22 protein-coding genes are annotated in these 23,327 nt (G+C 62.3%); 16 read left to right on the top strand and 6 right to left on the bottom strand.

Annotated features, from left to right (window positions below; translation table 11 throughout):
• Positions 1 to 14: 14 nt before the first annotated feature.
• From EX00_RS22820 to EX00_RS22800, 5 genes are read left to right on the top strand one after another with little or no spacing between them, the layout of a single operon-like run.
• Complete coding sequence (locus EX00_RS22820; protein ID WP_047463292.1) at positions 15 to 1,622, top strand: carboxyl transferase domain-containing protein; 1,608 nt, start codon at positions 15 to 17, stop codon at positions 1,620 to 1,622.
• Positions 1,623 to 1,632: 10 nt separating this feature from the next.
• The gene (locus EX00_RS22815; RefSeq protein WP_047463289.1) at positions 1,633 to 2,016 is read left to right on the top strand and encodes a RidA family protein; all 384 of its coding nucleotides are present in this window, start codon (positions 1,633 to 1,635) and stop codon (positions 2,014 to 2,016) included.
• A 9-nt stretch (positions 2,017 to 2,025) separates the two neighbouring features.
• Positions 2,026 to 4,014, top strand: a complete 1,989-nt coding sequence (locus tag EX00_RS22810; RefSeq protein ID WP_047463287.1) for an acetyl-CoA carboxylase biotin carboxylase subunit — start codon at positions 2,026 to 2,028, stop codon at positions 4,012 to 4,014.
• Positions 4,011 to 4,880 carry a hydroxymethylglutaryl-CoA lyase gene (locus EX00_RS22805; protein WP_047463285.1) on the top strand — a complete coding sequence of 290 codons (870 nt, stop codon included), beginning with the start codon at positions 4,011 to 4,013 and terminating at the stop codon, positions 4,878 to 4,880. Before EX00_RS22810 ends, EX00_RS22805 begins: the two co-directional genes overlap by 4 nt.
• Positions 4,877 to 5,659, top strand: coding sequence for a crotonase/enoyl-CoA hydratase family protein (locus tag EX00_RS22800; RefSeq protein WP_047463282.1), 783 nt, complete (start codon positions 4,877 to 4,879; stop codon positions 5,657 to 5,659). Before EX00_RS22805 ends, EX00_RS22800 begins: the two co-directional genes overlap by 4 nt.
• Before the next feature lie 3 nt (positions 5,660 to 5,662).
• On the opposite strand, the gene EX00_RS22795 is transcribed toward EX00_RS22800, so the two are convergent.
• Entirely contained in the window at positions 5,663 to 7,036 is a 1,374-nt protein-coding gene (locus tag EX00_RS22795; RefSeq protein ID WP_047463280.1) for a TIGR03808 family TAT-translocated repetitive protein, read from the bottom strand.
• 179 nt (positions 7,037 to 7,215) lie between these two features.
• Between EX00_RS22795 and EX00_RS22790 the strand changes: the two genes are divergently transcribed.
• The 4 genes from EX00_RS22790 (at position 7,216) to EX00_RS22775 (ending at position 11,735) form a co-directional block, all read left to right on the top strand.
• Positions 7,216 to 7,986, top strand: a complete 771-nt coding sequence (locus EX00_RS22790) for a carbon-nitrogen hydrolase family protein (RefSeq protein WP_047463277.1) — start codon at positions 7,216 to 7,218, stop codon at positions 7,984 to 7,986.
• A gap of 28 nt (positions 7,987 to 8,014) precedes the next feature.
• The gene (locus EX00_RS22785; RefSeq protein ID WP_047463274.1) at positions 8,015 to 9,025 is read left to right on the top strand and encodes a ligase-associated DNA damage response exonuclease; all 1,011 of its coding nucleotides are present in this window, start codon (positions 8,015 to 8,017) and stop codon (positions 9,023 to 9,025) included.
• A complete protein-coding gene (locus tag EX00_RS22780; protein WP_047463271.1) occupies positions 9,025 to 10,662 on the top strand; it encodes a cisplatin damage response ATP-dependent DNA ligase in 1,638 nt (545 codons plus the stop codon). The genes EX00_RS22785 and EX00_RS22780 overlap by 1 nt, the downstream gene beginning before the upstream one ends.
• An 89-nt stretch (positions 10,663 to 10,751) precedes the next feature.
• Positions 10,752 to 11,735 (top strand): alpha/beta hydrolase family protein, encoded by a 984-nt coding sequence (locus EX00_RS22775; protein ID WP_047463268.1) that lies wholly within the window; start codon positions 10,752 to 10,754, stop codon positions 11,733 to 11,735.
• 54 nt (positions 11,736 to 11,789) lie between these two features.
• Here the strand turns inward: EX00_RS22775 and scpA are convergent, their stop codons facing one another.
• Both scpA and EX00_RS22765 read right to left on the bottom strand, forming a co-directional pair.
• A complete protein-coding gene (gene scpA, locus EX00_RS22770) occupies positions 11,790 to 13,922 on the bottom strand; it encodes a methylmalonyl-CoA mutase (protein WP_047463265.1) in 2,133 nt (710 codons plus the stop codon).
• Positions 13,919 to 15,262: a methylmalonyl-CoA mutase family protein gene (locus EX00_RS22765; protein ID WP_047463262.1), complete on the bottom strand. Its 1,344-nt coding sequence runs from the start codon at positions 15,260 to 15,262 to the stop codon at positions 13,919 to 13,921. Before EX00_RS22765 ends, scpA begins: the two co-directional genes overlap by 4 nt.
• Positions 15,263 to 15,420: 158 nt before the next feature.
• On the opposite strand from EX00_RS22765, the gene EX00_RS22760 reads away from it, so the two are divergent.
• Together EX00_RS22760 and EX00_RS22755 are read left to right on the top strand one after the other, a co-directional pair.
• The gene (locus EX00_RS22760; protein WP_404944040.1) at positions 15,421 to 16,224 is read left to right on the top strand and encodes a L,D-transpeptidase; all 804 of its coding nucleotides are present in this window, start codon (positions 15,421 to 15,423) and stop codon (positions 16,222 to 16,224) included.
• 162 nt (positions 16,225 to 16,386) lie between these two features.
• Positions 16,387 to 17,127, top strand: coding sequence for a L,D-transpeptidase (locus tag EX00_RS22755; protein ID WP_047463259.1), 741 nt, complete (start codon positions 16,387 to 16,389; stop codon positions 17,125 to 17,127).
• A gap of 38 nt (positions 17,128 to 17,165) precedes the next feature.
• Here EX00_RS22755 and EX00_RS22750 read toward each other — a convergent pair whose 3' ends face one another.
• Positions 17,166 to 17,627, bottom strand: coding sequence for a MarR family winged helix-turn-helix transcriptional regulator (locus tag EX00_RS22750; RefSeq protein WP_047463257.1), 462 nt, complete (start codon positions 17,625 to 17,627; stop codon positions 17,166 to 17,168).
• A gap of 132 nt (positions 17,628 to 17,759) precedes the next feature.
• On the opposite strand from EX00_RS22750, the gene EX00_RS22745 reads away from it, so the two are divergent.
• The 3 genes from EX00_RS22745 to EX00_RS22735 all read left to right on the top strand — a co-directional run bounded on the left by EX00_RS22745 (position 17,760) and on the right by EX00_RS22735 (position 19,408).
• Entirely contained in the window at positions 17,760 to 18,182 is a 423-nt protein-coding gene (locus EX00_RS22745; RefSeq protein WP_047463255.1) for an organic hydroperoxide resistance protein, read from the top strand.
• A gap of 130 nt (positions 18,183 to 18,312) precedes the next feature.
• Positions 18,313 to 18,696, top strand: coding sequence for an MbcA/ParS/Xre antitoxin family protein (locus EX00_RS22740; protein ID WP_047463253.1), 384 nt, complete (start codon positions 18,313 to 18,315; stop codon positions 18,694 to 18,696).
• Positions 18,656 to 19,408, top strand: coding sequence for an RES family NAD+ phosphorylase (locus tag EX00_RS22735; protein ID WP_047463251.1), 753 nt, complete (start codon positions 18,656 to 18,658; stop codon positions 19,406 to 19,408). Before EX00_RS22740 ends, EX00_RS22735 begins: the two co-directional genes overlap by 41 nt.
• A gap of 3 nt (positions 19,409 to 19,411) precedes the next feature.
• On the opposite strand, the gene EX00_RS22730 is transcribed toward EX00_RS22735, so the two are convergent.
• Complete coding sequence (locus EX00_RS22730; protein ID WP_047463248.1) at positions 19,412 to 19,858, bottom strand: MarR family winged helix-turn-helix transcriptional regulator; 447 nt, start codon at positions 19,856 to 19,858, stop codon at positions 19,412 to 19,414.
• Positions 19,859 to 19,928: 70 nt separating this feature from the next.
• Here EX00_RS22730 and EX00_RS22725 point away from each other — a divergent pair, with 70 nt between their 5' ends.
• Both EX00_RS22725 and EX00_RS22720 read left to right on the top strand, forming a co-directional pair.
• Positions 19,929 to 20,654: a DUF899 domain-containing protein gene (locus EX00_RS22725; RefSeq protein WP_047463246.1), complete on the top strand. Its 726-nt coding sequence runs from the start codon at positions 19,929 to 19,931 to the stop codon at positions 20,652 to 20,654.
• A gap of 157 nt (positions 20,655 to 20,811) precedes the next feature.
• Positions 20,812 to 21,591, top strand: coding sequence for a VOC family protein (locus EX00_RS22720; protein ID WP_047463244.1), 780 nt, complete (start codon positions 20,812 to 20,814; stop codon positions 21,589 to 21,591).
• 127 nt (positions 21,592 to 21,718) lie between these two features.
• Here the strand turns inward: EX00_RS22720 and EX00_RS22715 are convergent, their stop codons facing one another.
• Positions 21,719 to 23,245 (bottom strand): helicase HerA-like C-terminal domain-containing protein, encoded by a 1,527-nt coding sequence (locus tag EX00_RS22715; RefSeq protein WP_047463243.1) that lies wholly within the window; start codon positions 23,243 to 23,245, stop codon positions 21,719 to 21,721.
• Positions 23,246 to 23,327 lie beyond the last annotated feature (82 nt).

Below are 23,327 nucleotides of genomic sequence, written 5' to 3'. Positions count from 1 at the left end.
TTTGGTGATGCCGCATGACCGTCCTGAAATCAGAGATCTCCACCCATTCGGACCGGTTCAGGGACAATCGCGCCGCGATGCTGGAGGCGATCGGAGTGGCCGAGGCGGCAGCCTTGCGGGCAGCGGAAGGTGGCGGCGCGCAGGCGCGTGAGCGGCATGTCGGTCGCGGCAAGATGTTGCCGCGCGATCGGGTGGCGGGACTGATCGATCCGGTGACGCCCTTTCTCGAAATCGGCGCGACGGCGGCACATGGCCTCTATGGCGATGAAGCGCCGGGCGCCGGGCTGATCACCGGCGTTGGCCGCGTTTCCGGCCGTGATTGTATGATCGTCTGCAACGATGCCACGGTCAAAGGCGGCACCTATTATCCGGTCACGGTGAAAAAACATCTGAGGGCGCAGGAGATCGCGGCGGAAAACAATCTGCCCTGCCTCTATCTTGTCGATTCCGGTGGCGCCAATCTGCCGAACCAGGACGAGGTTTTTCCGGACCGCGATCACTTCGGCCGTATTTTCTACAATCAGGCCAATATGTCGGCGGCGGGCATTCCGCAGATCGCCGTGGTCATGGGGTCCTGCACGGCGGGTGGCGCCTATGTGCCCGCGATGTCCGACGAAACCATCATCGTCGAGGGGCAGGGAACGATCTTTCTCGCAGGCCCGCCTTTGGTCAAAGCCGCGACCGGTGAGGTGGTATCGGCCGAAGACCTGGGCGGCGGCGATGTGCACACGCGTCTCTCCGGTGTTGCCGATCATCTGGCGCGTGACGATGCCCATGCGCTCGCCTTGGCGCGGCAAGCAGTCGCCAATCTCAATCGCCACAAGCCGGTGACGGTCGAACTGCGCGCACCGGAGCCACCACTCTATGACCCGGAAGAAATCCTCGGCATCGTGCCCTCCGATCTGCGCACGCCCTATGATGTCCGCGAGGTCATCGCCCGCGTCGTCGACGGCTCCCGCTTCGATGAATTCAAGGCGCGTTATGGCGCGACGCTGGTCTGCGGCTTCGCTCATGTCCACGGTATTCCGGTCGGCATTATCGCCAACAATGGCGTACTGTTTTCGGAATCGGCGCTGAAGGGTGCGCATTTCGTCGAGCTTTGCTCGCAGCGCAAGATCCCGCTGGTCTTCCTGCAAAACATCACCGGCTTCATGGTCGGCCGAAAATACGAGACCGAGGGCATCGCCAAGCACGGCGCCAAGCTGGTGACGGCGGTGGCGACGACCAAGGTGCCGAAGATCACCATGCTGATCGGCGGCTCCTTCGGCGCGGGTAATTACGGCATGTCCGGTCGCGCCTATTCGCCGCGCTTTCTCTGGACCTGGCCGAACAGCCGCATCTCCGTCATGGGTGGAGAGCAGGCTGCCGGTGTACTTGCGACCGTACGCGGCGAAGCGTTAGCACGTGCCGGCAAGCCCTGGACGAAAGAAGAGGAGGCGGCCTTCAAGGCGCCGACGCTAAAGATGTTCGAAACCCAGAGCCACCCGCTCTATGCCTCGGCCCGCCTTTGGGACGACGGCGTCATCGACCCGCGCAAGAGCCGCGATGTGCTGGCGCTATCGCTGTCGGCCGCGCTCAACGCGCCGATCGAAGACACACGCTTTGGCTTGTTCAGGATGTGAGGAGATTGAGATGAAACGCGACGCTATTAATGCCAAGAACGCCCCCCAGCCGCGCGGCGGCTACGCCCAGGCGGTGAAGCTCGAGAATTTCCAGAAACTGCTGTTCGTCAGCGGCCAGATTCCGACGACCGCCGACGATGCGCTTCCCGAGGGGTTTCAGGCGCAGGCCCGGCAGGTCTGGCTCAATGTCGATGCCCAGCTCAAGGCCGCCGGCATGGGCAAGACCGATATCGTCAAGGTCACCACCTATCTCGTCGATCGTCACCACACGCTCGAGAACCGCGAGATCCGCAGCGAATATCTGGGCTCGCTTGCTCCGGCGATGACGGTGGTGATCGCTGGCATTTTCGACACCGCATGGCTGCTCGAAGTCGAGGTCATTGCCGCGCAATAGGATCTGTTGATGTTTTCGAAGATATTGATCGCCAATCGCGGAGAAATCGCCTGCCGGATCATCCGGACGGCAAGGCGCATGGGCATCCGCACGGTCGCCGTTTATTCCGACGCCGATGTCGGTGCTCTGCATGTGGCGCTTGCCGATGAAGCGATCCATATCGGGGCGTCCACCGCCAGCGAGAGCTATCTTTCGAAGGAGCGGATCATCGCGGCCGCACAGCGATCCGGCGCTGAAGCCATCCATCCGGGCTATGGCTTTCTTTCGGAAAATGCCGATTTCGCCGAGGCCATTGAAGCGGCCGGACTGACCTTCATCGGCCCATCGCCCGCTTCCATCCGGGCCATGGGCCTCAAGGATGCGGCCAAGGCGCTCATGGAGAAAGCCGGTGTGCCGGTCGTCCCCGGCTATCACGGCGACAAGCAGGATGCGGGCTTTCTCGCCAAGCGGGCGGCGGAGATCGGCTTTCCAGTCCTGATCAAGGCGCGGGCTGGCGGCGGCGGCAAGGGCATGCGCCGCGTCGACCGGCCGGAGGATTTCGCGGCGGCGTTGGAGGCGGCAAGGCGCGAGGCGAAATCGGCTTTTGGCGATGACGCCGTGCTGATCGAGAAATATCTAATCCAGCCCCGTCACATCGAAATCCAGGTGTTCGGTGACAGCCAAGGCAATGTCGTGCATCTCTTCGAGCGCGATTGCTCACTTCAGCGGCGGCACCAGAAGGTGATCGAGGAGGCGCCGGCCCCCGGCATGACAGCGGAGATGCGCAGTGCCATGGGCGAAGCCGCGGTGCGGGCGGCGCGCGCCATCGACTATCGCGGCGCCGGTACCGTCGAATTCATCGCCGATGTCTCGCAGGGCCTATTGCCGGACCGGTTCTTCTTCATGGAGATGAATACGCGCTTGCAGGTCGAGCACCCCGTCACCGAGGCGATTGCAGGCGTCGACTTGGCGGAGTGGCAATTGCGGGTCGCCAGCGGCGAGCCCTTGCCGAAGACGCAAGCCGAACTGGCGATAGACGGCTGGGCCTTCGAGGCACGGCTTTACGCCGAGGATCCGTCGCGCGGTTTCTTACCGGCGACAGGCACACTGGCGCATCTGAGATTTCCCGAGGGCGATGCCCGCATCGATGCTGGGGTGCGCCAGGGCGACAGCATCACGCCATACTACGATCCGCTGATCGCCAAGCTTATCGTCCACGCTCCGACCCGCGAGGCGGCACTCGGCAAGCTGACGCGGGCGCTGCGGGATACGCAGGTGGCGGGGACGGCGAGCAATCTCGATTTCCTGATCCGCCTGAGCGAACAACCGGATTTCGTCGCCGGCCATCCGGATACGGGCCTGATCGACCGCGAGGTGGAGGCGTTGACGTCGGTGCAGCCGCCTGACGATATTGCGCTCGCCATTGCCGCCATCGTCGAGGTGGGTGGTCTGACGCGCTCCTTGAGCGATGACCCTTGGGCGTCGCTTGGCGCATGGCAGCTTTGGGGCGAGGCAAGCCGTCCCGTCGTTTTGCATCATGGCGGCGGTCAAACGAGTTGCCGCGTGATTGCGAAAGGATGGGATCTCTTCTCGGTACATGTCGATGATCGTTCTGTCGCCGTTCGTCTTGTCGATCGTGGTGACGATATTTGCCGAGTGGAGATCGATGGCCGGCAAATGAGCGCCACCGTCTTCCGGGCGCCACACGGCATGACGCTTTTCCTCGATGGCCGCACCCATCATTTCCATTGGCCCGATCCGCTGGACGGTGGGGCGGAAGAGGCGGCCGGCGGCGACCGGCTGATTGCGCCGATGCCCGGCCTCGTCAAGATCGTCCGGGTGCGGGAAGGCGACGTTGTGGCGAAGGGCCAGGCGTTGATCGTCATGGAGGCCATGAAGATGGAGCTGACGCTGGCCGCGACACGCGATGGCGTGGTGGAAAGCCTGAATGTCGGCGAAGGCGACCAGACCAGCGAAAGCGCGGTGCTGCTGTCGCTCCGTCCGGAGGATACGCAATGATCGATCGTGCTCCCAACCATGTCACCATCGTCGAAATGGCGCCACGAGACGGCTTGCAGAACGAAGAGCGGCAGATCGAGACGCAGGACAAGATCAAACTGGTGGATCTGCTCTCCGACTGCGGCTTCGAGCGCATCGAGGTTACCAGTTTCGTCAGCCCGAAATGGGTGCCACAGCTTGCCGATGCCGCCGAGGTCATGGCCGGGATCAAACGCAGGCCTGATATCAAATACGTGGTGCTGACGCCGAACAGGCGAGGGTTCGAGGAAGCGCTTGCGGCCGGTGCCGACGAGGTGGCGATCTTCGCTTCGGCCTCTGAGAGTTTTTCGATGCGCAACATCAATTGCTCCATCGCCGAAAGCATTGAGCGCTTCCGGCCGGTGGCCGAGGCGTGCCGAAATCGCGGCATTCCCCTGCGCGGCTATGTGAGCTGCGTTGTCGAATGCCCCTATGAAGGCACCATGCCGCCGGCGAATGCCGCCAGCGTTGCCGGGTTGCTGGGCGGGCTCGGCTGCTACGAGATCAGCCTGGGGGACACGATCGGCAGAGGCACGCCGGAGGCGGTGAACAGGATGTTGGAAGCCGTGCTTGGCGAGCTTCCCGCCGCCATGCTGGCCGGCCATTTTCACGATACGTCGGGCCGGGCGCTGGATAACATCGCCGTCGCCCTGGAACGCGGCCTCAGGGTGTTCGACGCCTCCGCCGGCGGCCTCGGCGGTTGCCCTTTCGCACCGGGCGCCAAGGGCAATGTCGACACCGTTGCGGTCCACGACTATCTGACGATGCGAGGCTTCGAAACCGGCCTTGATGAGGAGAAACTCACCCACGCCGCCACCTTCGCCCGCAGTCTCAGGAGTGCCGCATGACATCGCAAACGATCCGTATCGCCATCGACGAACGCGGTGTTGCCCGGCTCACCCTAGCGCGTCCGGAAAAGCACAACGCCTTGTCGGCCGAGATGATCGATGCCCTGACGGCGGCGGCCCATGATCTCGGCGGCGATGAGCGCGTGCGCGTCGTCGTCCTTACGGGCGAGGGGGCAAGTTTCTGCGCCGGCGGCGATCTCGATTGGATGCGCGCCCAATTCGACGCCACCCGCGCCGGCCGTATCGTTGAAGCCCGCCGGCTGGCGATGCTGTTCAAGGCTTTGAACGAGATGCCGAAGCCGCTGCTCGCCCGGGTGCACGGCAACGCCTTCGGCGGCGGCATCGGCATCTTGAGCGTCTGCGACATGACGATTGCCGCAGCCACCGCCCGCTTCGGCCTGACGGAAGTGCGTCTCGGCATCATCCCGGCTACCATCAGCCCCTATGTCATCGCCCGCATCGGTGAAGCGAATGCCCGGCCGCTCTTCCTTTCCGGCAAGATCATCGATGCCTGGCAGGCCCATGCCGCCGGGCTGCTCTCCCGTGTCGTTCCCGAGGATGCGCTGGACGATGCCGTCGAATCCGAGGTCCGTCATTTTCTCGCCGCCTCGCCACAGGCAGCCGCCCGCGCAAAGGCACTGGCTCGCTCTCTCGGTATGCCGATCACCGATGAACTCATCGATCGCGTCATCGAGCAACTGGTGGAGGCGTGGGAGAGCGAGGAGGCAAGAGAAGGGCTTGCCGCCTTCTTCGAGCGGCGGCAGCCGAAGTGGAGATAGCGGCTAGGCCCGCCTGTTTTTCTCGATTGTCAGCTGCGGAAACTCTTCTTGTCCCTTCACCGTCAAATCGCCCGTCGCCGGCTTGTCCCAGCGGAAGCCGATGATCGCGCCTTTTTCCACCTCTTGGAACAGATTGTCCGAAATCACCGCCGAACCTGCGCCCTCGACGACGGAGACGACGCAGCCGATCGGCGTTTGGCGAATGATGTTACCGGTGGCGACGAGATCGCGGAGATAGGGACCCCAGCCGAGTTTCAGGCCCCAGAGCGGAGCGTTTTCGATAACGTTGGAGGCAATCAACGTATCGGCTTCGGCGGAGATGCCGATGCCGAAGCCACTTTCCTGTGGATAGGGGCCGGTCAGCGACAGGTTGCGGATGATATTGCCGGTGACGCTGGCAAGCCGGCCGCCCTTGTCGAAATTGGCAATCGCGATGCCGTTCGCAGCCCCGTCGACCAGGTTGTTGCTGACGATGGCTCCCTCGAATTCGAACTCGCAGAAGATCGCCGTTTCGCCGGAGCGCAGGCATTGATTGCTTGATATCTGCACGTTCGATGCCGAATTGGCTCGCACAGCGGTGAAGGCGCAATCGGCGATTCGGTTGCTGGAGACGAGAACGCCACCCGCGCGAAAAATGTTGATGCCGTTGCCGTTCTGGCCGGTGCCGCCGTCATTGGCGCCGATGCGGGCGATGCGGTTGCCGGTGACGATGCTGCCGTCCTCGCCCTTGTCCCAGCGGTGGATGAGGATGCCGCCATTGCCGCAATCCTCGACCGTGTTGTCCGTAACCATCAAACCGGCCGACTGGACGGAATAGAGGCCGGCATCGGCAGCACCCGATATCCGGCTGCGCTCGATCCGCCCGCCGCAGCGCTCCAGTTGCAGCGCATGCTTGCGGCTGCCGGCAATCTCGCAATTGTCGATGAGCACCTCGTCGACGCCGGTAAATTGCAGCAGCCCGCCGGTATAGTCGGCAAGCCAGCGGTTGCCGCCGTCGAGCACCAGGCCGGAGAGTTCGATGCGCTTGGCCTTGTCGGCGCTCATCAGATGGCCGTCGCCGCTATAGACCAGCCGCGAGGCGCCGGGCACGCCGCTGATACGGGTGTTGTCCGGCAGGGTCAGGTTCGAGATGTTGTAATTTCCAGGCGGCAGGAAGAGAGGCAGGTTGTCGCGTGCGGCACTGTCGATCATTGCCTGCAGCTTGCCGCTCCTGACATCGCTGGTGCCCGGCTTCGTCTTGTAGACGATGGCATCGATCGGCCCGCGCATTTCGGCCCCGGCGATCTTGGCGAGTGGCGCAGCAAAGCTGCGCGGCGCAAGCAAGCCGGCCGCGGCCGTGGCGGCGATGTAGGCGATGAATGCGCGGCGCTGCAGCATCTGGAACTCCTGAACACGCCTTCCTGAAGCAGAAAGCATGCCACGCGTATCTGTGCCGATTTGATACGGAAATGCGTCGATAAGCCTTCTGCCTTATTCCTTCGTTTACCTCCGCGCCGACGCGGAAATAATCACGCGCCGCTCTGTGGACGACTCGCGAAGCATGTTAGCCCTTCGCCATGCGGATCGCGGCCTTTCAACGTCTGGCACTGTTCGACGCCGTCGATGCGGTGGGCGAGGTGCTTGCGCGTGACCTCGCATGGGCGGATGCACAAGGGATCGACCTCGCTCTTTTCCCCGAATGCTATCTTCAGGGGCACAGCTACGACGAAGCCATTGCCAGGCGGCGCGCACTCTCACTCGATGACCCCGCCCTGATTGCCTTGGTCGGCCGCTGCGCATCGGCAAGGACGACGGCGATCATCGGGCTTTTCGAGCGGCGGGGGGAGGCGATCTACAATAGCGCGATGGTCGTAAAGGCGGGCCGGATAATCGGGGTCTATGCCAAGGCGCATCCGCTGGAAAGCGGCTGTACGCCGGGAACGGATTTTCCGGTCTGGGCGCTGGACGATTGGCGATTTGGTATCAATATCTGCGCCGATCTCAGATATCCCTACACGGCATCCCGGCTTGCCAGACAGGGCGCGGGCCTGATCTGCAATCCCATCAATTTGATGCTGCGGCCGCACAAGGCGGAGAAGTGGCATAAGCCAGGCATCTCCGGCCTACAAGTATGCGCCCGGCATACGGGGTGCTGGGTCATGGCATCGGATGTCGTCGGCAGCAATGACGATGGCTGGCTGAGTTATGGCAGCAGCGCGATCGTCGATCCGAACGGTGTCGTCGTTGCCAAGGCGAAGCCCTATAGCGAGGATGTCCTAGTCTTCGACCTGCCCGATCAGCCGCCTGTACGCGGATTCGGTCGAAAAGCATCGCTGATCGCTACATAATTGCGCAAATCGCGCTATCCTTTCATCTATGAAACCGGAGCAACTGCTTTATCCCGCCCCCGAGGGGCTGTTCTGTCCGATCGGCGGCTTCTATGTCGATCCGGTGCGACCGGTGGAGCGGGCGTTGATCACGCATGGGCATTCCGATCATGCCCGCGCCGGCCATGCCCATGTGCTCGCCACCCGCCAGACCCTGGATATCATGCGGATACGCTACGGCAGCGGTTTCGCCGGATCGGAGCAGGCGGTCGGCCTCAGTGAGGAAGTGATCATCAACGATGTGAAGGTGCGGTTCCATCCGGCCGGTCATGTGCTCGGTTCCGCGCAGATCGCGGTGGAGAAGGATGGGCTGCGCATTGTCGTCTCCGGCGACTACAAGCGGCGACCGGACCCGACTTGCGCGGCTTACGTGCCGGTCCCATGCGACGTCTTCATCACCGAGGCGACCTTCGGGCTGCCGGTCTTCCACCATCCCGATCCGATGGCGGAGACGGAAAAGCTGCTGGCCTCGCTCCGGCAGTTTCCGGAGCGCACCCATCTGGTCGGCGCCTATGCGCTCGGCAAGGCGCAGCGCGTCATCCGGCTGTTGCGCGATGCCGGCTACGACAGGCCGATCTATATCCACGGCGCACTGGAGACCCTGTGCGACTATTATGCCGGGCAGGGAATTGCGCTTGGCGAATTGTTGCCGGCAACCGTGGAAAGCCGCGATCAGTCGATCTTCAAAGGCGCCATCGTCGTCGGCCCGCCTTCCGCTTTCCAGGATCGCTGGGCGCGGCGGTTTCATGATCCCCTGCCGGCCTTTGCTTCGGGCTGGATGATGGTGCGCCAGCGCGCCAAGCAACTCGGCGTCGAGCTGCCGCTGGTTATCTCGGATCATTGCGATTGGCCGGAACTGACCGAGACGATCTCGGAGCTGAAGCCGGGCGAGGTCTGGGTCACGCATGGGCGCGAGGAGGCCCTTGTGCGCTGGTGCGAATTACAGGGCATCACGGCCAAGCCGCTGCATCTGATCGGCTATGAAGATGAGGGCGACTGATGAAAGCTTTCGCTGATCTTCTCGACCGTCTGGTGCTGACGCCGAGCCGCAACGGCAAGCTGAAGCTGTTGACCGACTATTTCCGCGATACGCCCGACCCGGATCGCGGTTACGGGCTGGCCGCGATCGCGGGCACGCTGGAAGTGCGTAACGTCAAGCCGGCGATGCTGCGTGAACTGGTGCTGGAGCGCATGGACGATGTGCTGTTCCGCTATTCCTATGATTATGTCGGCGATCTCGCCGAGACCATCTCGCTGGTCTGGGACAAGGAAAGCGATATCGTCCGCCCGCCCGGTGAGCAGCCGAGGCTCGGCGAGGTCGTGCGCCGCATGAATGCGCTGGGGCGTACCGAGGTGCGCGGCTTCGTTCGCGATCTGCTGGACCAGCTGGACACATCGGGCCGCTTCGCCTTCATGAAGCTCGCGACCGGCGCATTGCGGATCGGCGTGTCGGCACGGCTTGCCAAGCAGGCGCTGGCGGAGCTGAGCGGTAAGGACGTGACCGAGATCGAAACGCTGTGGCACGGGTTGCAGCCGCCCTATGAAAGCCTGTTCCAATGGCTGGAGGGCAAAGGCGATCGGCCGGTATTGGCGACGCCGGCGATCTTTCATTCCGTCATGCTGGCCAATCCAGTCGAACAGGGCGATCTCGCGGGGCTTGACCCGAAGGATTTTGCCGCCGAATGGAAATGGGACGGCATCCGCGTCCAGCTGTCGCGGGCGGGCGCGACGAGCAAACTTTATTCCCGCTCGGGCGACGACATCTCCGGCGCTTTCCCCGATATCGTCGATGCGATCAGCTTCGATGGCGTCGTCGACGGTGAGCTGTTGATCGGCGGCACCGTGCGCTCCAACAGTCCGACGCGCACCTTCTCCGACCTACAGCAGCGGCTGAACCGCAAGACGGTGACAGCGAAGATGCTGGAGGAGTATCCGGCCTTCATCCGCGCCTATGACCTGCTGTTCGACGGCGAAGAAGATGTGCGCGCTCGTGGTTTTCTCGACCGGCGCGAGCGGCTGAAGGAGATCATCGAGGCGGCACCACACGATCGTTTCGATCTGTCGCCGCTGGTCGATTTTACCTCCTGGGAGGAGCTCGATCAGCTGCGTTCGTCTCCGCCCGATCCCGTCATCGAAGGCGTCATGATCAAGCGCCGCGACAGCGCCTATCTCGCCGGCCGGGCCAAGGGGCCTTGGTTCAAATGGAAGCGCAATCCCTATAACGTCGATGCGGTGCTGATGTATGCCCAGCGCGGACATGGCAAGCGCTCCAGCTATTATTCGGATTTCACCTTCGGGGTCTGGTCGATGACGCCGGAGGGCGAACAGCTAGTGCCGGTCGGCAAGGCCTATTTCGGCTTCACGGATGCCGAACTCGAAGTGCTCGACAAGTTCGTGCGCAACAATACGGTCGATCGTTTCGGTCCTGTGCGGGCAGTGCGGGCCGACCGCGATTTCGGCTTTGTCCTTGAAGTCGCCTTCGAGGGGATCAACCGCTCGACGCGGCATAAATCCGGCGTCGCCATGCGGTTTCCGCGCATTTCCCGTCTCCGGCCAGAGAAGCCGCCCTATGAGGCGGACCGGCTTGAAACTTTGGTGGCGCTAATTGACGCCAAGGCTCCCGCGGTTGATGAATAGGTCAGGTTGATTCCTCACCACAAAGTGAATTGGCCTCGCCTTTCAACCGGTGCAGATATCGTTTTGCCGGGCATATTTGGACAGAGCATATGACATCGTCTGAAGAAGAAGCATTTCGCCCCAACCGTCGCATCGTTCTCGCCGGTCTTGCCGCAACTCTCCTGGCTCCTAATATCGCTCGAGCAACCGAGACCAAGGTCTTGGAAACCAAGGCCGTGGACCCCAAGGCTCCGGTTGCCAAAGCGGTCGAGGCACTGTTGGATCCGCCCTCGCTGGCAGGCGATTATGCCAAGGAGCGCCACAAGTTTCGCACCGATCTTCTCAGCAAGGGTCCGGCGCCTGACAAATATGAGCCGCTGGCCGCACCTTCCGGCGCCGATCAGATCTTTTATCGCAGCGGACTCGGCGGTGAGCTGGAGCTGATTACCTGGGTGTCGCGCTACGAGCGCACGCCGAAGCCGAGGCCGGCGGTGCTTTTCCTACATGGCGGCAATGCCATCGGCCAGGGTCATTGGCTGCTGATGAAAGGCTACATCGACGCCGGTTATGTCGTCATGATCCCGTCGATGCGCGGCGAAAACGGCCAGAAGGGCAATTTCTCCGGCTTCTACGACGAAGTGGCCGACGTGCTGGCCGCCTCCGATCGCCTGCGCCATCTTCCCGGCGTCGACCCGCATCGCCTGTTCCTTGCCGGCCACAGCGTCGGCGGCACGCTGGCGATGCTCACGGCGATGTCGACCAAGCGCTTCCGGGCCGTCGCGCCGATCTCCGGCAATCCGGATGCCTTCGCGTTTTTCCACCGCTATCCCGAGGATATCCGCTTCAACACCAAGAATCCGCGCGAATTCCAGATGCGTTCACCGCTCTGCTACGCGCATAGTTTCAAATGCCCGGTGAAGGTGATGCACGGCACGGAGGAAAGCCATTTCGATGGCCATGCCGCCCTGCTTGCAAAGCGCGCCGTTGCCGGCGGTGTCAAGATCGAGGTTGCGACCGTTCAGGGCAATCACACCTCGGCTCTGCCGGCGGAAATTGAGCAGAGCATCCAGTTTTTCAAGAGCGTGGCGGCGTAGCGCAATTCCAGGAAAAGTGCGCGGCGGTTTTCCGTCTGGAATCGCAGACTAAGCCTACTTCATCAGCCGATCGATCAGCGCAACGGCGGCCTCCGCAATCACCGTTCCCGGCGGGAAAATCGCGTCGGCACCGGCAGCTTCCAATGCAGCGAAATCCTGTGGCGGGATGACGCCGCCGACGGCGATGAGGACGCGGCCGGCATGGCGGCGGCTGAGCGCTTCCTTCAATTCCGGCACCAGCGTCAGATGGCCGGCGGCGAGCGACGAGGCGCCGATGATATCGACCCCTTCGCGCACCGCGACATCGGCGACCTCCTCCGGCGTCTGGAACATCGCGCCGACGACGACATCGAAGCCGAGATCGGCAAAGGCGGTGGCAATGACTTTCTGGCCGCGGTCATGGCCGTCCTGGCCCATCTTGGCGACAAGGATGCGGGGTTTTTCGCCCTTTGCGCGGCGAAAGGCTTCAACCTTGGCGACAGCTTTGTTGAAGATGGGATCGGTGGTGCCGACTTCCTTGCGGTAGACGCCGGAGATGGTCCTGATCTCGGCAACATGTCGGCCATAGGCCTTTTCCAACGCCAGCGAAATCTCGCCGACCGTGGCTCTCGCCCGCGCCGCCTTGACGGCGAAATCGAGCAGGTTGCCCATACCGTTGCGCGCCGCATCCGTTAGCACATCCAAAGCGCTCTCCACCGCCGCCGTCTCGCGGGTGCCCTTCAATTGCTGCAGTTTTGAGAGCTGTCGGGCGCGGACCTCGGAATTGTCCACCTTCAGCACGTCGACTTCGATATCCTGTTCCGGCCGTGAGAAGTTGATGCCGACGACAGTCTGGTGGCCGCTGTCGATACGCGCCTGCGTGCGGGCGGCGGCCTCTTCGATACGGAGCTTCGGAATGCCCTTCTCGATCGCCTTCGCCATGCCGCCGAGCGCCTCGACCTCTTCGATATGGGTGAGGGCGCGGGCCGCCAGATCATGGGTCAGCCGCTCGACATAGGCCGAGCCGCCCCAGGGATCGATGATATCAGTGGTGCCGGATTCCTTTTGCAGCAGGATCTGCGTATTGCGGGCGATGCGGGCCGAATGGTCGGTCGGCAGCGCCAGCGCCTCGTCGAAGGAATTGGTGTGCAGGGATTGTGTGTGACCCTGTGTTGCCGCCATGGCTTCGACCATGGTGCGGATGATGTTGTTCATCGGGTCCTGTGCTGTCAGTGACCAGCCGGAGGTCTGGCTATGGGTGCGCAGCGCCAGTGATTTCTGATCCTTCGGCGCAAAATTCTTCTGCATCAGCGCCGCCCAGATCAGCCGCGCCGCGCGCATCTTGGCGACTTCCATGAAGAAGTTCATGCCAACGGCCCAGAAGAAGGAGAGGCGCGGCGCGAAACTGTCGATATCGAGCCCGGCGGCGACGCCGGCGCGGGCATATTCGATGCCGTCGGCAATCGTATAGGCCAGTTCCAGATCCGCTGTCGCGCCGGCTTCCTGCATGTGATAGCCGGAAATCGAGATCGAATTGAACTTCGGCATCCGCTGGCTGGTATAGCTGAAAATGTCCGACACGATCCGCATCGAGGGCTGTGGCGGATAGATATAGGTGTTGCGGACCATGAACTCCTTGAGGATGTCGTTCTGGATCGTGCCCGACAGTCTGTCCTCGGAAACGCCCTGCTCCTCCGCCGCGACGATATAGAGCGCCATCACCGGCAGCACCGCGCCGTTCATGGTCATCGACACGCTCATCTCATCAAGCGGGATGGCGTCGAAGAGCTGGCGCATGTCGAGGATGGAATCGATCGCCACGCCCGCCATGCCGACATCGCCGGCAACGCGCGGATGGTCGCTGTCATAGCCGCGATGGGTGGCAAGATCGAAGGCGACGGAGAGCCCCTTCTGGCCGGCTGCGAGATTGCGGCGATAGAAGGCGTTCGATTCCTCGGCGGTGGAGAAGCCCGCATATTGGCGGATGGTCCAGGGCTGCTGGACATACATGGTCGGGTAGGGGCCGCGCAGGAAGGGAGCTGAGCCGGGATAGGTGTCGAGGAAGTTCAGGCCGGCAAGGTCGGTCGTGTCATAGGCACGCTTGACGGCAATGCCTTCCGGGGTTTGCCAGGAGGGGGCGTCGGTTTTCGATGTGACTGTCTTTGGTTTTTGCCAGCCGATTTTGCTGAAGTCGGGGATGGGGGTCATAGGGGCGCCTCTCCATCCAGCCGTACCGGCCTCAGTCCCATAGCGCCCGTAACAGAGCCAATCTCTCCCAAAATCACAACCGGCCGCTCCGTCTTCATCGCAAACAACGTCGTCCCAACGATCGGCTTTGCCACGCGGCTTGCCCGCGCCTCCGCCACCATTGCCGCCAACTGGCCGCCGGCGATAATCGTCGCCAACCCGCCGTCCCGTTCGATACCGACAAAGATCTCCCAGGCTTTTTCCGCCAGCGCCTCCGTCAGCGCCGCGATGCCGCCGGCGCCGGCGGCCGGATCGATAACATGGTCGAGATGGCTTTCTGCGATCAGCACGGTCTGCGTGTTGCGCGCCAGCCGCCGCGCCAGCGGGTCCGGGATGCCGTGGGTGAGCGTATGCGGAAGCACCGAAATCTCGTCGGCGCCCCCCGTGCCGGCGGCAAAGACGGCAATGGTATTGCGCAGGATATTGGTTTCCGGGTCGAGCCGGGTGAGCATACGGTAGCTGGTTTCCATGAAGAGATGCGCCACCGGCGGATTGGAAACGCCGCAGGCCTCGGCGATGCGGGTAAAGAGCATTCGCGCAGCGCGGGCTTTCGCCATGGTGACGAACTGGTTCTGATCGGCGGAAAGGCAGAGGCTTACGACTTTCAGGATCGTCTCAGGGGTGAAGTCCGCCTGCTCCAGCAACCGCAAATGGCCGACGAGGGAGGCGGTAACGACGGCCAGTTCCTGCGCTTCCGTGCCGCCGGCATTGTGAACGGCGCGGCCATCGGCATTGATGATCGTGCCGGCACCTCCAGCGTCAAGCAGGCGCTTGAAGCTGTCTGTCACGGCATTGGTCGCACTGCTCGACGTGAAGATGTCGAGGCCGGCATGCAGTGTCGCAAGCTTGGAAGATCCGGCAACCACCTCGGCAAAATCCGGGGAAAAGCCATCAAGGCGCAGCGAGGCATCCTTGCCCGATAGCGCGGCCGTCAATCTCGCCGCAAGCCCATCCGCTCCCTGATCGACGCCGACGCCAAAGGCTGATGGGCTGGTTCTCGACAGGAGGTGGACGCCGCCGGCACCGTTGGCGAGATCCGCATCGAGTTGCGTGAAAGCACGTTCGATGTCCGGGTCGTCCATGCGCTGGCTGATCGTCCAGGGGGCGTCGATCCGGCGGCGCGGCAAGGGAGTGGCGTCGGGGCAGCGGGTGTAGAGCGGTTGGATTTCGATACCGTCATCGGTGTGCGATACCAGCGCCTCCTCGAAATCGGCTCCCTTCAGCGCCCGGTTCACCAATCTGAGCCAGGCGTCCCGGCTTGCCGGCGCAAAAAGGTTCGGGTCGAGACTGTCGATATTCATGCGATCCTCCGTCTCGCAATGGTCTAACCCAAGCCAGGGCGAGGGAAAACAGAAGTTTGACCTCCTGGCGCAATATCTTTGCACCCGACGCCAGCCTCGCGCCAGCCGGACCGGTCATCATGCGGCTCACTGATCCGTATTCCAACTGGTTCCCGATGATGGCCGATCTTTTGCCCGTTTCCCGCCTCCTGCCTGCCATGGCGTTTCTTGCCATGCTCTCCGCATGCAGTATCGTTCCCGATACGGGCGCGACCGATCCCGACCGGTTCGTGCAGGAAACCTCGCCCGTCTTCTACCGGCCTGAAGGCATCGATCCGCAGAAGGTGAAGCGCCTGCCGGTGCAGCCGGTGCCGCAATCGCGCGATCTCTTCCGCACGCAGTTCCATCAGACCTACGGCCTGCCGACCTTCAATCCCGTACATCAGGCGATGTATGCGCAGGCGAGCGAGGACGATTTCACGCTGCCGGCCATCCCCTACAAGCGCATAGATCCACAGTTCCTGCGCCAGGAGGTGGATTACCGGACCAATGAAAGGCCGGGAACGATCGTCGTCGATACCCGGAGCCACTATCTCTATTTCATCGAGCCGGGCGGCCGAGCGATGCGCTATGGCGTCGGCCTTGGCGCCGCTGGCTATGCCTGGCATGGCAGGGGCGCCATCCAGTGGAAGGCGAAATGGCCGCGCTGGACGCCGCCGGCTGAAATGGTGGCGCGCGAACCGCAGATCAGGCCGATTTCGGCCGAGCGCGGCGGCATGAATCCGGGGCCGACCAATCCGCTCGGCGCGAGGGCGCTTTATATTTTCAAGGACGGCAAGGACACGCTTTATCGCGTTCACGGAACGCCGGATTGGCAGTCGATCGGCAAGGAAGCGTCGTCCGGCTGCGTGCGTATGCTGAACCAGGACGTGATCGATCTCTACAATCGGGTGCCCGCGAAGACGGAAATCGTCGTTTTATAACGGCAGTTTATAACAAATTTTCGTGATGTTGCATAAGTGCGATAGCCGGACCCGTTTGCGCTCTTTAGTTTTGCTCCTGTCTCTGCGAATCTCGTGGGAAGCCGAATCAGCTTTGTTGTCATCGGTTCTTGCTTCCCTTCCAACAGGAATGATGCTGTCGACATGAGCCTGCCCTCTTCTTTTTCCCGACGAAATTTCCTCGCCTTCGCTGGTATCGGTGCCGTTTCGACGCTCGCCGGCTGCGCTTCCACGGTCGAAAGCGGCCCTGTCGTCAGCCCGGTGCAATACACCGGCGCGCCGGCCTATCGCCCCTTCCGTAGCTGGTTCTCCAGTTATGACGGCGAGCAACCGGATCCAGCCGTGATTTATGCGGCCGTGGAGGACGGCGGTTTTCTCATCCCGCCCGTGCCCTACCAGCAGATCGATCCGCAATTTTATCGCCAGCGCGTCGTCGATCCGACCGGTGAAGCGCCGGGTAGCGTCGTCGTCAATACGCGCGAGCGCCACCTCTACGTCACCGAAGCAGGCGGCACGGCCATGCGCTACGGCATCGGCGTCGGCCGCGAGGGCTTTGCCTGGCAGGGCCGTGGCGTCATCCAGTGGCGCAAGAAGTGGCCGCGCTGGAACCCGCCGGACGAAATGGTCGCTCGCCAGCCGGAACTCGTCAAATTTTCCATCGCCAATGGCGGCATGGATCCCGGCCTGAAGAATCCGCTTGGCGCGCGCGCGCTTTACATCTTTGAGGACAAGCAGGATTCGCTTTACCGTCTGCACGGCAATCCGGACTGGCGCTCCATCGGCAAGGCCGTTTCCTCCGGCTGCGTCCGTCTGCTGAACCAGGATGTCATCGATCTCTACGATCGCGTGCCGGAACGCGCGCCGATCCTGGTAACGCAGGCTTAGGCTTGTATGGTTTTACGATAGGGCGGGTTTGGCGGCTTTCATTCAGCCGTCAAATTCGCCCTTAGTCGTTGCAGCCGGTCGCGCAGGCTGGCCACTTCGTCCATGTCGCAGCCGGTGGCTTCGCCGATGGCGGACATGATGGTGTTGACCTGGCATTGCATGCCGGCGCCCTTTTCCGTCAATGAAACGATCACTTGCCGCTCGTCCTTCGGATCACGCGCACGGCCGATCAGGCCGGCCTGTTCCAGACGCTTCAACAGCGGCGACAGCGTGCCCGAATCGAGATCGAGCTGCTCGCCGATGGTCTTGACCGGCAAGCAACCTTTTTCCCAAAGTACCAGCATCACCAGATATTGCGGATAGGTCAGGCCGACACGGTCGAGGATCGGCTTGTAGGCGCGATTGAAGGCATGTGCGGTGGCGTAGACTGCAAAACAAAGCTGCCGCTCCAGCCGCTTTTCCTCATCCGGGATTATTTGCCCGTTCACCTTGTCCGTCATCGCTGCTCCGCCATTTTCTTGTTGGTCGCATTGTCACAGGTTCACTTTTCAAAATCAAATCGCAAAAATATATTGCGCACGATTAAATCGTGCTATATACAACTTTCACCCAACACGCAAAGGAGATCCGATATGCCCATTCTTTACACTACCAAAGCTTCCGCCACCGGTGGCCGCGCTGGCCACGCCGTTTCCGACAACGGTGTTCTCGACGTCACGCTGACCGTGCCGAAGGAACTCGGCGGCGATGGCGCCACCGGCACCAATCCCGAACAGCTCTTCGCTGCCGGTTATTCCGCCTGCTTCCTCGGTGCCCTGAAATTTGTCGCCGGCCAGCAGAAGGTCAAGATTCCGGAAGACGCCAAGGTGACCGCAACGGTCGGCGTTGGTCCGCGTGAAGATGGTGGCGGTTTCGGCATCGACGTGGCCCTGTCGGTTCACATTCCGGGCCTGGACAAGGCCGAAGCTGAGAAGCTTGTTGCCGCCGCTCACATCGTCTGCCCTTACAGCCACGCCCTGCGCACCTCGACGGAAGTGCCGGTCACGGTTGCCTGAGAATAAGCTTTATCTTCGCTCCTGATTGATGGAGCGGGCGATCAAAAAGAGGCGGCAAGCTTTTCGGCGTGCCGCCTCTTTTTCTTTTGCAAGAAATTTGCTATATATTTTCCTAGGAAAGGAATTGGCTATGGCAAATGCTCAAGCAATAAGTCATGCAATCCCCGGCGAGGCTCTGGTCATCACCAAGGCGGCCGTCAATGCCGCCGAGCGGCTGGGATTGAACGCACGCATACTCGCTGATGTCATCGGCGTTTCGGAAGCAACGGTGTCGCGCATGAAGCGGCGGGATCATTTGCTGGAACGCCACAGCAAGCCGTTCGAGCTCGCCGTGCTCTTCGTGCGCCTCTTTCGCTCGCTCGATGCGATCGTCGGCGGCGACGAAGCCGTGGCGCGGCAATGGCTGCGCAACCCCAATCTCGCCTTCAGCGCAACGCCGCTTGAAAAGATCGCCACTATTTCTGGATTGACCGATGTCCTCGCCTATCTGGACGCCCGCCGCGCTCTCGTCTGAGGCCAGGCCGATTTCCGGTCACTATTGGCGGCTGGTGGAGGCGCAACATCAGGTCTCGACATTGAAGCTGGTCGATACGCTGGAGGAGCAGGCGCTTCTCGAGACCCTTCTGGAAGAGAGTAAGCCGGCCTTGCCGCCGGAATGTACCGGCCTGGATTATCTGCTGGCGACACCCTTTCGCTATGGCGCGATCTATCCCCATGGCTCGCGCTTCCGGCGGGCAGGGCGCACGCTGGGCGTCTTTTACGCGTCCGAACAGATCGAAACGGCACTGGCGGAGATGAGCTTCTACCGGCTGCTTTTCTTCAGCGATTCTCCGGAAACGCCGCTGCCGGCCAATGCGGCGGAGTACACCGCCTTCGCCGCCGCGATTGCGACCAAGCAAGCGATCGATCTGACGCTTCCGCCATTGGAGCATGATCGCCAAGCCTGGGCCGATCCCGTCAATTATGAGGCATGCCAGTCGCTTGCGGATGCGGCGCGGGCAGGGAACGTTGACGCGATCCTCTACCAGTCCGTCCGCGATCCCAAGAGCGGCAAGAATATCGCGCTTCTGACTGCCAATGCCTTTGCCGCGCGCGAGCCTGTCGAGCGTCAGACCTGGCGCATCCGGCTGTCGCCAACCGGCGTACAAGCGCTTTGCGAGTTTCCGAAAAGCCGCATCGGCTTCGCGCGCAACGATTTTGGCGACGATCCGCGCATGCGGAGATAGCGATCAGGCCAGTGCCAACAACTCCTGCCGCAATCCATCGCCGTTGCCGCCGGGCAATCGCTGTTCCACCTCGGCATGTGTCGCTTCCCAGATCGGCACGGCCGCCGCAAGTACCGCCTTGCCTGACGGCGTCAGGCTGAGAAGCCGCGCCCGTCGATCCCTCGGGTTGGGAAGAACGTTCACCCAGCCCCGCCGCTCCAGCGGCTTTAAGGCCGCTGTCAGCGTCGTCTGGTCTATTGCGAGCAAGGTCGCGACCGGTCCCATGGGGGCGGGCTGCGGTCTGTTCAGGGACATCATCAGGGAAAACTGGCCGTTGGTGAGCCCGAGCGGCCTTAGCGCCTCGTCGAAGCGACGTGCCAGAGCGCGGGCGGCGCGCTGCACATGCAGGCAAAGGCAGGTATCGCGCACCAGAAGCGTTGTTTCGAAGGGAATCTCAATCGCATTTGACATGATGAGATAATATTGATATCAATGTATTTGTCAAGATTTGGGATAAACGAACGCCGGAGGAGGGCGGACAATGAACCAGATCGTTTCCCGCGAAGTTTGGCTGGAGGCCCGCCGCAAATTGCTTGCACGGGAGAAAGAGGCGACGCATCTGCGCGACAGCGTCAATGCCGAGCGCCTGGCGCTGCCCTGGGTCAAGGTCGACAAGGCCTATGTCTTCGACACGCCGACGGGCAAGCGGACGCTCGCCGATCTCTTCGATGGCCGCAGCCAACTGTTGATCTATCACTTCATGCTCGGTCCGGACTGGGACGCCGGGTGTCCCGGCTGCTCCTTCCTTGCGGACCATTTCGACGGTGCCCTGCCGCATCTCAATCATCACGACGTTAGTTTGGTCGCCGTTTCCCGCGCTCCGCTTGAGAAGGTGGAGGCCTATAAAAAGCGCATGGGGTGGAAATTTCCCTGGGTCTCGTCCTTCGCCAACGACTTCAATTTCGACTATCACGTCTCCTTTACGAAGGATCAGCTCGCCGGCGAGAAGGTCTTTTACAATTTCACCGCCATGGACTCATCCGAAGGACATGATGAGCTGCCGGGCCTCAGCGCCTTCTACAAGGACGAGGCCGGCGATATCTTCCATACCTATTCCAGCTATGCCCGCGGCCCCGAAGAGCTGATCGGCACGCTGATGATCCTCGACCGTGCGCCCAAGGGGCGCAACGAAGACGGCACAATGTCTTTCGTTCGTCGTCACGACGAATATGAGGAGAGCCCCAAGGCGCAATCCTGCTGTCACTGAAGCGTGAGAGGCTGATCGCGCGAGGCCACGGCCAAGGCCCAAGGGGAACAAGATCCGAAGCGCCGTGTTTAGGACTATGAATAGGGTTTGCCAGCCGGACGGGAGCCGGAACAGCCCGTGTCGCTAATCATCGCCGCAAGCAATAGGGAGAGAGACAATGGCTGCCGCGAAGGGATATTTTGTCTGGTACGAACTGATGACCACGGACATGGCGGCGGCGGAAGCCTTCTACCGCAAGGTCGTCGGCTGGGACGCGCAGGATGCCGGCATGCCGGAAATCGAGATGGCCTATACATTGTTCAGCGCCGGCGCCGGACCGATCGCCGGATTGATGATCCTGCCGGACGAGGCCAAGGCTATGGGAACGCCGCCCTGCTGGACCGGCTATATCAGCGTGCCCAATGTCGACGAGGCAGCCAAGACGATCACGGCCAAAGGCGGCAGAGTCTATCGCGAGCCGGCAGACATCCCGAGTGTCGGTCGTTTCGCCGTTGTCGGCGATCCCTATGGCGCCGCCTTTTGCCTGTTCACACCGTTGCCGGGGCAGGACTGGGAGGCGCCGGCACCCAATGCGCCCGGCTATGTCGGCTGGCACGAGCTTTATGCCGGCGACGGCCCGAAGGCATTCGATTTCTATTGCGATATGTTCGGCTGGGAGTGGAGTTCCGATTTCGATATGGGGCCGATGGGCCAATACAAGATCTTCAAGATCGACGGCCGTGACTTCGGCGGCATCATGACGAAGACGGCCGAGATGCCCGTGCCAGCCTGGAACTTCTACTTCAACGTTCCGGCGATCGACGCTGCCATTGGCCGGATCAACGAAGCCGGCGGTAAGATCGTCAACGGCCCTATGGAAGTCCCCGGCAGCAGCTGGATCGTCCAGGCCACTGATCCGCAAGGTGCATTCTTCTCGCTGGTCGCGCCGGAGCGGTAATTTCTACCCTCCCCTTGAGGGGGAGGGTCGGCCCAAAGGGCCGGGGTGGGGTGATTGCTACGTTCGCGGCAGTTCACCCCCACCCGCGGCTTTGCCGCGACCTCCCCCCTCAAGGGGGAGGTGTCAACTACCGCTTCAGGCTTCCCAGAATTCCCCGCACCAGCGCCCGGCCGACTTGCGTCGCGACCGTCCGCGCCACGCTTTTCATCGTTGCTTCCAGGATCGTCTCGCGCTGATAGCCGGAGCGGCCGCGGCCCGCCGGCTTGTTGCTATCGCCGCCGAAACCCGGAAGCGTCCAGCCGCCGGTGCTGTCTCCGTCTTCCTTGGCGGCCGCCTGATCGGCTGCCTTGCCCGCGCGAGCGGCGAGGATCTCGTAGGCGGATTCGCGGTCGAGGGTCTCATCATAGAGGCCCGCGACCGGGCTGGCATTGATGATGGCCTGGCGTTCGGCATCAGTCAGGGGACCGATGCGGCCGGACGGTGGGCGGATCAGGGTGCGTTCGACGATCGAGGGCGCACCCTTGGCCTCGAGCATGGAAACCAGCGCCTCGCCGGTGCCGAGCGTGGTGATGACGTCGGCGGTCTTGAAGGCCGGATTGGGCCGGAACGTCGAGGCCGCCGTCTGCACGGCCTTCTGCTCGCGCGGCGAATAGGCGCGCAGCGCGTGCTGCACGCGGTTGCCGAGCTGAGCGAGCACGGTTTCCGGCACGTCGAGTGGGTTCTGCGTGACGAAATAGACGCCGACGCCCTTGGAGCGGATCAGGCGCACCACCTGCTCAACGCGCTCGATCAGCACTCTCGGTGCGTCGTTGAAGAGCAAATGTGCCTCGTCGAAGAAGAACACCAGCCTCGGCTTTTCCGGGTCGCCGACCTCAGGTAGTTCCTCGAAGAGTTCGGAGAGCAGCCAGAGCAGGAAGGTGGCGTAGAGGCGCGGGTTCATCATCAGCTTGTCGGCGGCAAGCACCGATACCTGCCCGTAGCCGTTGTTGTTGACGCGCATGATGTCGGAAATTTTCAGCGCCGGTTCGCCGAAGAAGTTTTCCGCTCCCTGCTGCTCCAGCACCAGAAGCGACCGCTGCAGCGAGCCGACGGAAGTTTTCGAGATCAGGCCGTATTTGCTGGAAAGCTCGCTGGCGTTTTCGCCCATGTAGTTCAGCAGCGACTGAAAATCCTTGAGATCGAGCAGTGGCAGGCCGTTTTCGTCGGCGATCTTGAAGGCGATGTTGAGCACGCCCTCCTGCGCCTCCGAGGCGTCCATCAGCCGGGACAGCAGCAGCGGCCCCATCTCGGCGATGGTGGCGCGCACGCGGTGGCCCTTTTCGCCGTAGATATCCCAGAAGATCACCGGGAATTGCTCGAACTCATAGGGTTTCAGGCCGACTTCCTCGGCCCGCTTCAACAGGAAATCCTTCGGCTCGCCCTTGGCGGCGATCCCTGAGAGGTCGCCCTTGATGTCGGCGCAGAAGACCGGCACGCCGGCCTTGGAAAAACCCTCCGCCAATACCTGCAGGGTCACGGTCTTGCCGGTGCCGGTCGCTCCGGTGATGAGGCCATGCCGGTTGCCGAATTTCAGCGTCAGATATTCGCTCTTGTTGATGCTGTCGTCCGGATTGCGGCTGGCGCCGACGAAAATCTGTCCATCTTGCTGCGGCATGAGGTGTCGTCTCCCTGTGGGCGGCGGCACGGCAACTATCAGGAGGTTGCCAGGGCCGGTTCATCGATTTGTCCTGAAACTG

It is taken from the genome of Martinezella rhizogenes (genome assembly GCF_000799715.1).
GTDB classification, from domain to species: domain Bacteria; phylum Pseudomonadota; class Alphaproteobacteria; order Rhizobiales; family Rhizobiaceae; genus Rhizobium; species Rhizobium rhizogenes_C.
The sequence above is the reverse complement of the archived record's forward strand: the minus strand, read 5'-3'. Positions and strand labels throughout refer to the sequence as shown.

Excerpts from the sequence above, each read along its gene's own strand:
- EX00_RS22820 (WP_047463292.1), top strand. The coding sequence starts at position 15 with ATGACCGTCCTGAAATCAGAGATCTCCACCCATTCGGACCGGTTCAGG.
- EX00_RS22815 (WP_047463289.1), top strand. The coding sequence starts at position 1,633 with ATGAAACGCGACGCTATTAATGCCAAGAACGCCCCCCAGCCGCGCGGC.
- EX00_RS22810 (WP_047463287.1), top strand. The coding sequence starts at position 2,026 with ATGTTTTCGAAGATATTGATCGCCAATCGCGGAGAAATCGCCTGCCGG.
- EX00_RS22805 (WP_047463285.1), top strand. The coding sequence starts at position 4,011 with ATGATCGATCGTGCTCCCAACCATGTCACCATCGTCGAAATGGCGCCA.
- EX00_RS22800 (WP_047463282.1), top strand. The coding sequence starts at position 4,877 with ATGACATCGCAAACGATCCGTATCGCCATCGACGAACGCGGTGTTGCC.
- EX00_RS22795 (WP_047463280.1), bottom strand. The coding sequence starts at position 7,036 with ATGCTGCAGCGCCGCGCATTCATCGCCTACATCGCCGCCACGGCCGCG.
- EX00_RS22790 (WP_047463277.1), top strand. The coding sequence starts at position 7,216 with ATGCGGATCGCGGCCTTTCAACGTCTGGCACTGTTCGACGCCGTCGAT.
- EX00_RS22785 (WP_047463274.1), top strand. The coding sequence starts at position 8,015 with ATGAAACCGGAGCAACTGCTTTATCCCGCCCCCGAGGGGCTGTTCTGT.
- EX00_RS22780 (WP_047463271.1), top strand. The coding sequence starts at position 9,025 with ATGAAAGCTTTCGCTGATCTTCTCGACCGTCTGGTGCTGACGCCGAGC.
- EX00_RS22775 (WP_047463268.1), top strand. The coding sequence starts at position 10,752 with ATGACATCGTCTGAAGAAGAAGCATTTCGCCCCAACCGTCGCATCGTT.
- scpA (WP_047463265.1), bottom strand. The coding sequence starts at position 13,922 with ATGACCCCCATCCCCGACTTCAGCAAAATCGGCTGGCAAAAACCAAAG.
- EX00_RS22765 (WP_047463262.1), bottom strand. The coding sequence starts at position 15,262 with ATGAATATCGACAGTCTCGACCCGAACCTTTTTGCGCCGGCAAGCCGG.
- EX00_RS22760 (WP_404944040.1), top strand. The coding sequence starts at position 15,421 with ATGGCCGATCTTTTGCCCGTTTCCCGCCTCCTGCCTGCCATGGCGTTT.
- EX00_RS22755 (WP_047463259.1), top strand. The coding sequence starts at position 16,387 with ATGAGCCTGCCCTCTTCTTTTTCCCGACGAAATTTCCTCGCCTTCGCT.
- EX00_RS22750 (WP_047463257.1), bottom strand. The coding sequence starts at position 17,627 with ATGACGGACAAGGTGAACGGGCAAATAATCCCGGATGAGGAAAAGCGG.
- EX00_RS22745 (WP_047463255.1), top strand. The coding sequence starts at position 17,760 with ATGCCCATTCTTTACACTACCAAAGCTTCCGCCACCGGTGGCCGCGCT.
- EX00_RS22740 (WP_047463253.1), top strand. The coding sequence starts at position 18,313 with ATGGCAAATGCTCAAGCAATAAGTCATGCAATCCCCGGCGAGGCTCTG.
- EX00_RS22735 (WP_047463251.1), top strand. The coding sequence starts at position 18,656 with ATGTCCTCGCCTATCTGGACGCCCGCCGCGCTCTCGTCTGAGGCCAGG.
- EX00_RS22730 (WP_047463248.1), bottom strand. The coding sequence starts at position 19,858 with ATGTCAAATGCGATTGAGATTCCCTTCGAAACAACGCTTCTGGTGCGC.
- EX00_RS22725 (WP_047463246.1), top strand. The coding sequence starts at position 19,929 with ATGAACCAGATCGTTTCCCGCGAAGTTTGGCTGGAGGCCCGCCGCAAA.
- EX00_RS22720 (WP_047463244.1), top strand. The coding sequence starts at position 20,812 with ATGGCTGCCGCGAAGGGATATTTTGTCTGGTACGAACTGATGACCACG.
- EX00_RS22715 (WP_047463243.1), bottom strand. The coding sequence starts at position 23,245 with ATGCCGCAGCAAGATGGACAGATTTTCGTCGGCGCCAGCCGCAATCCG.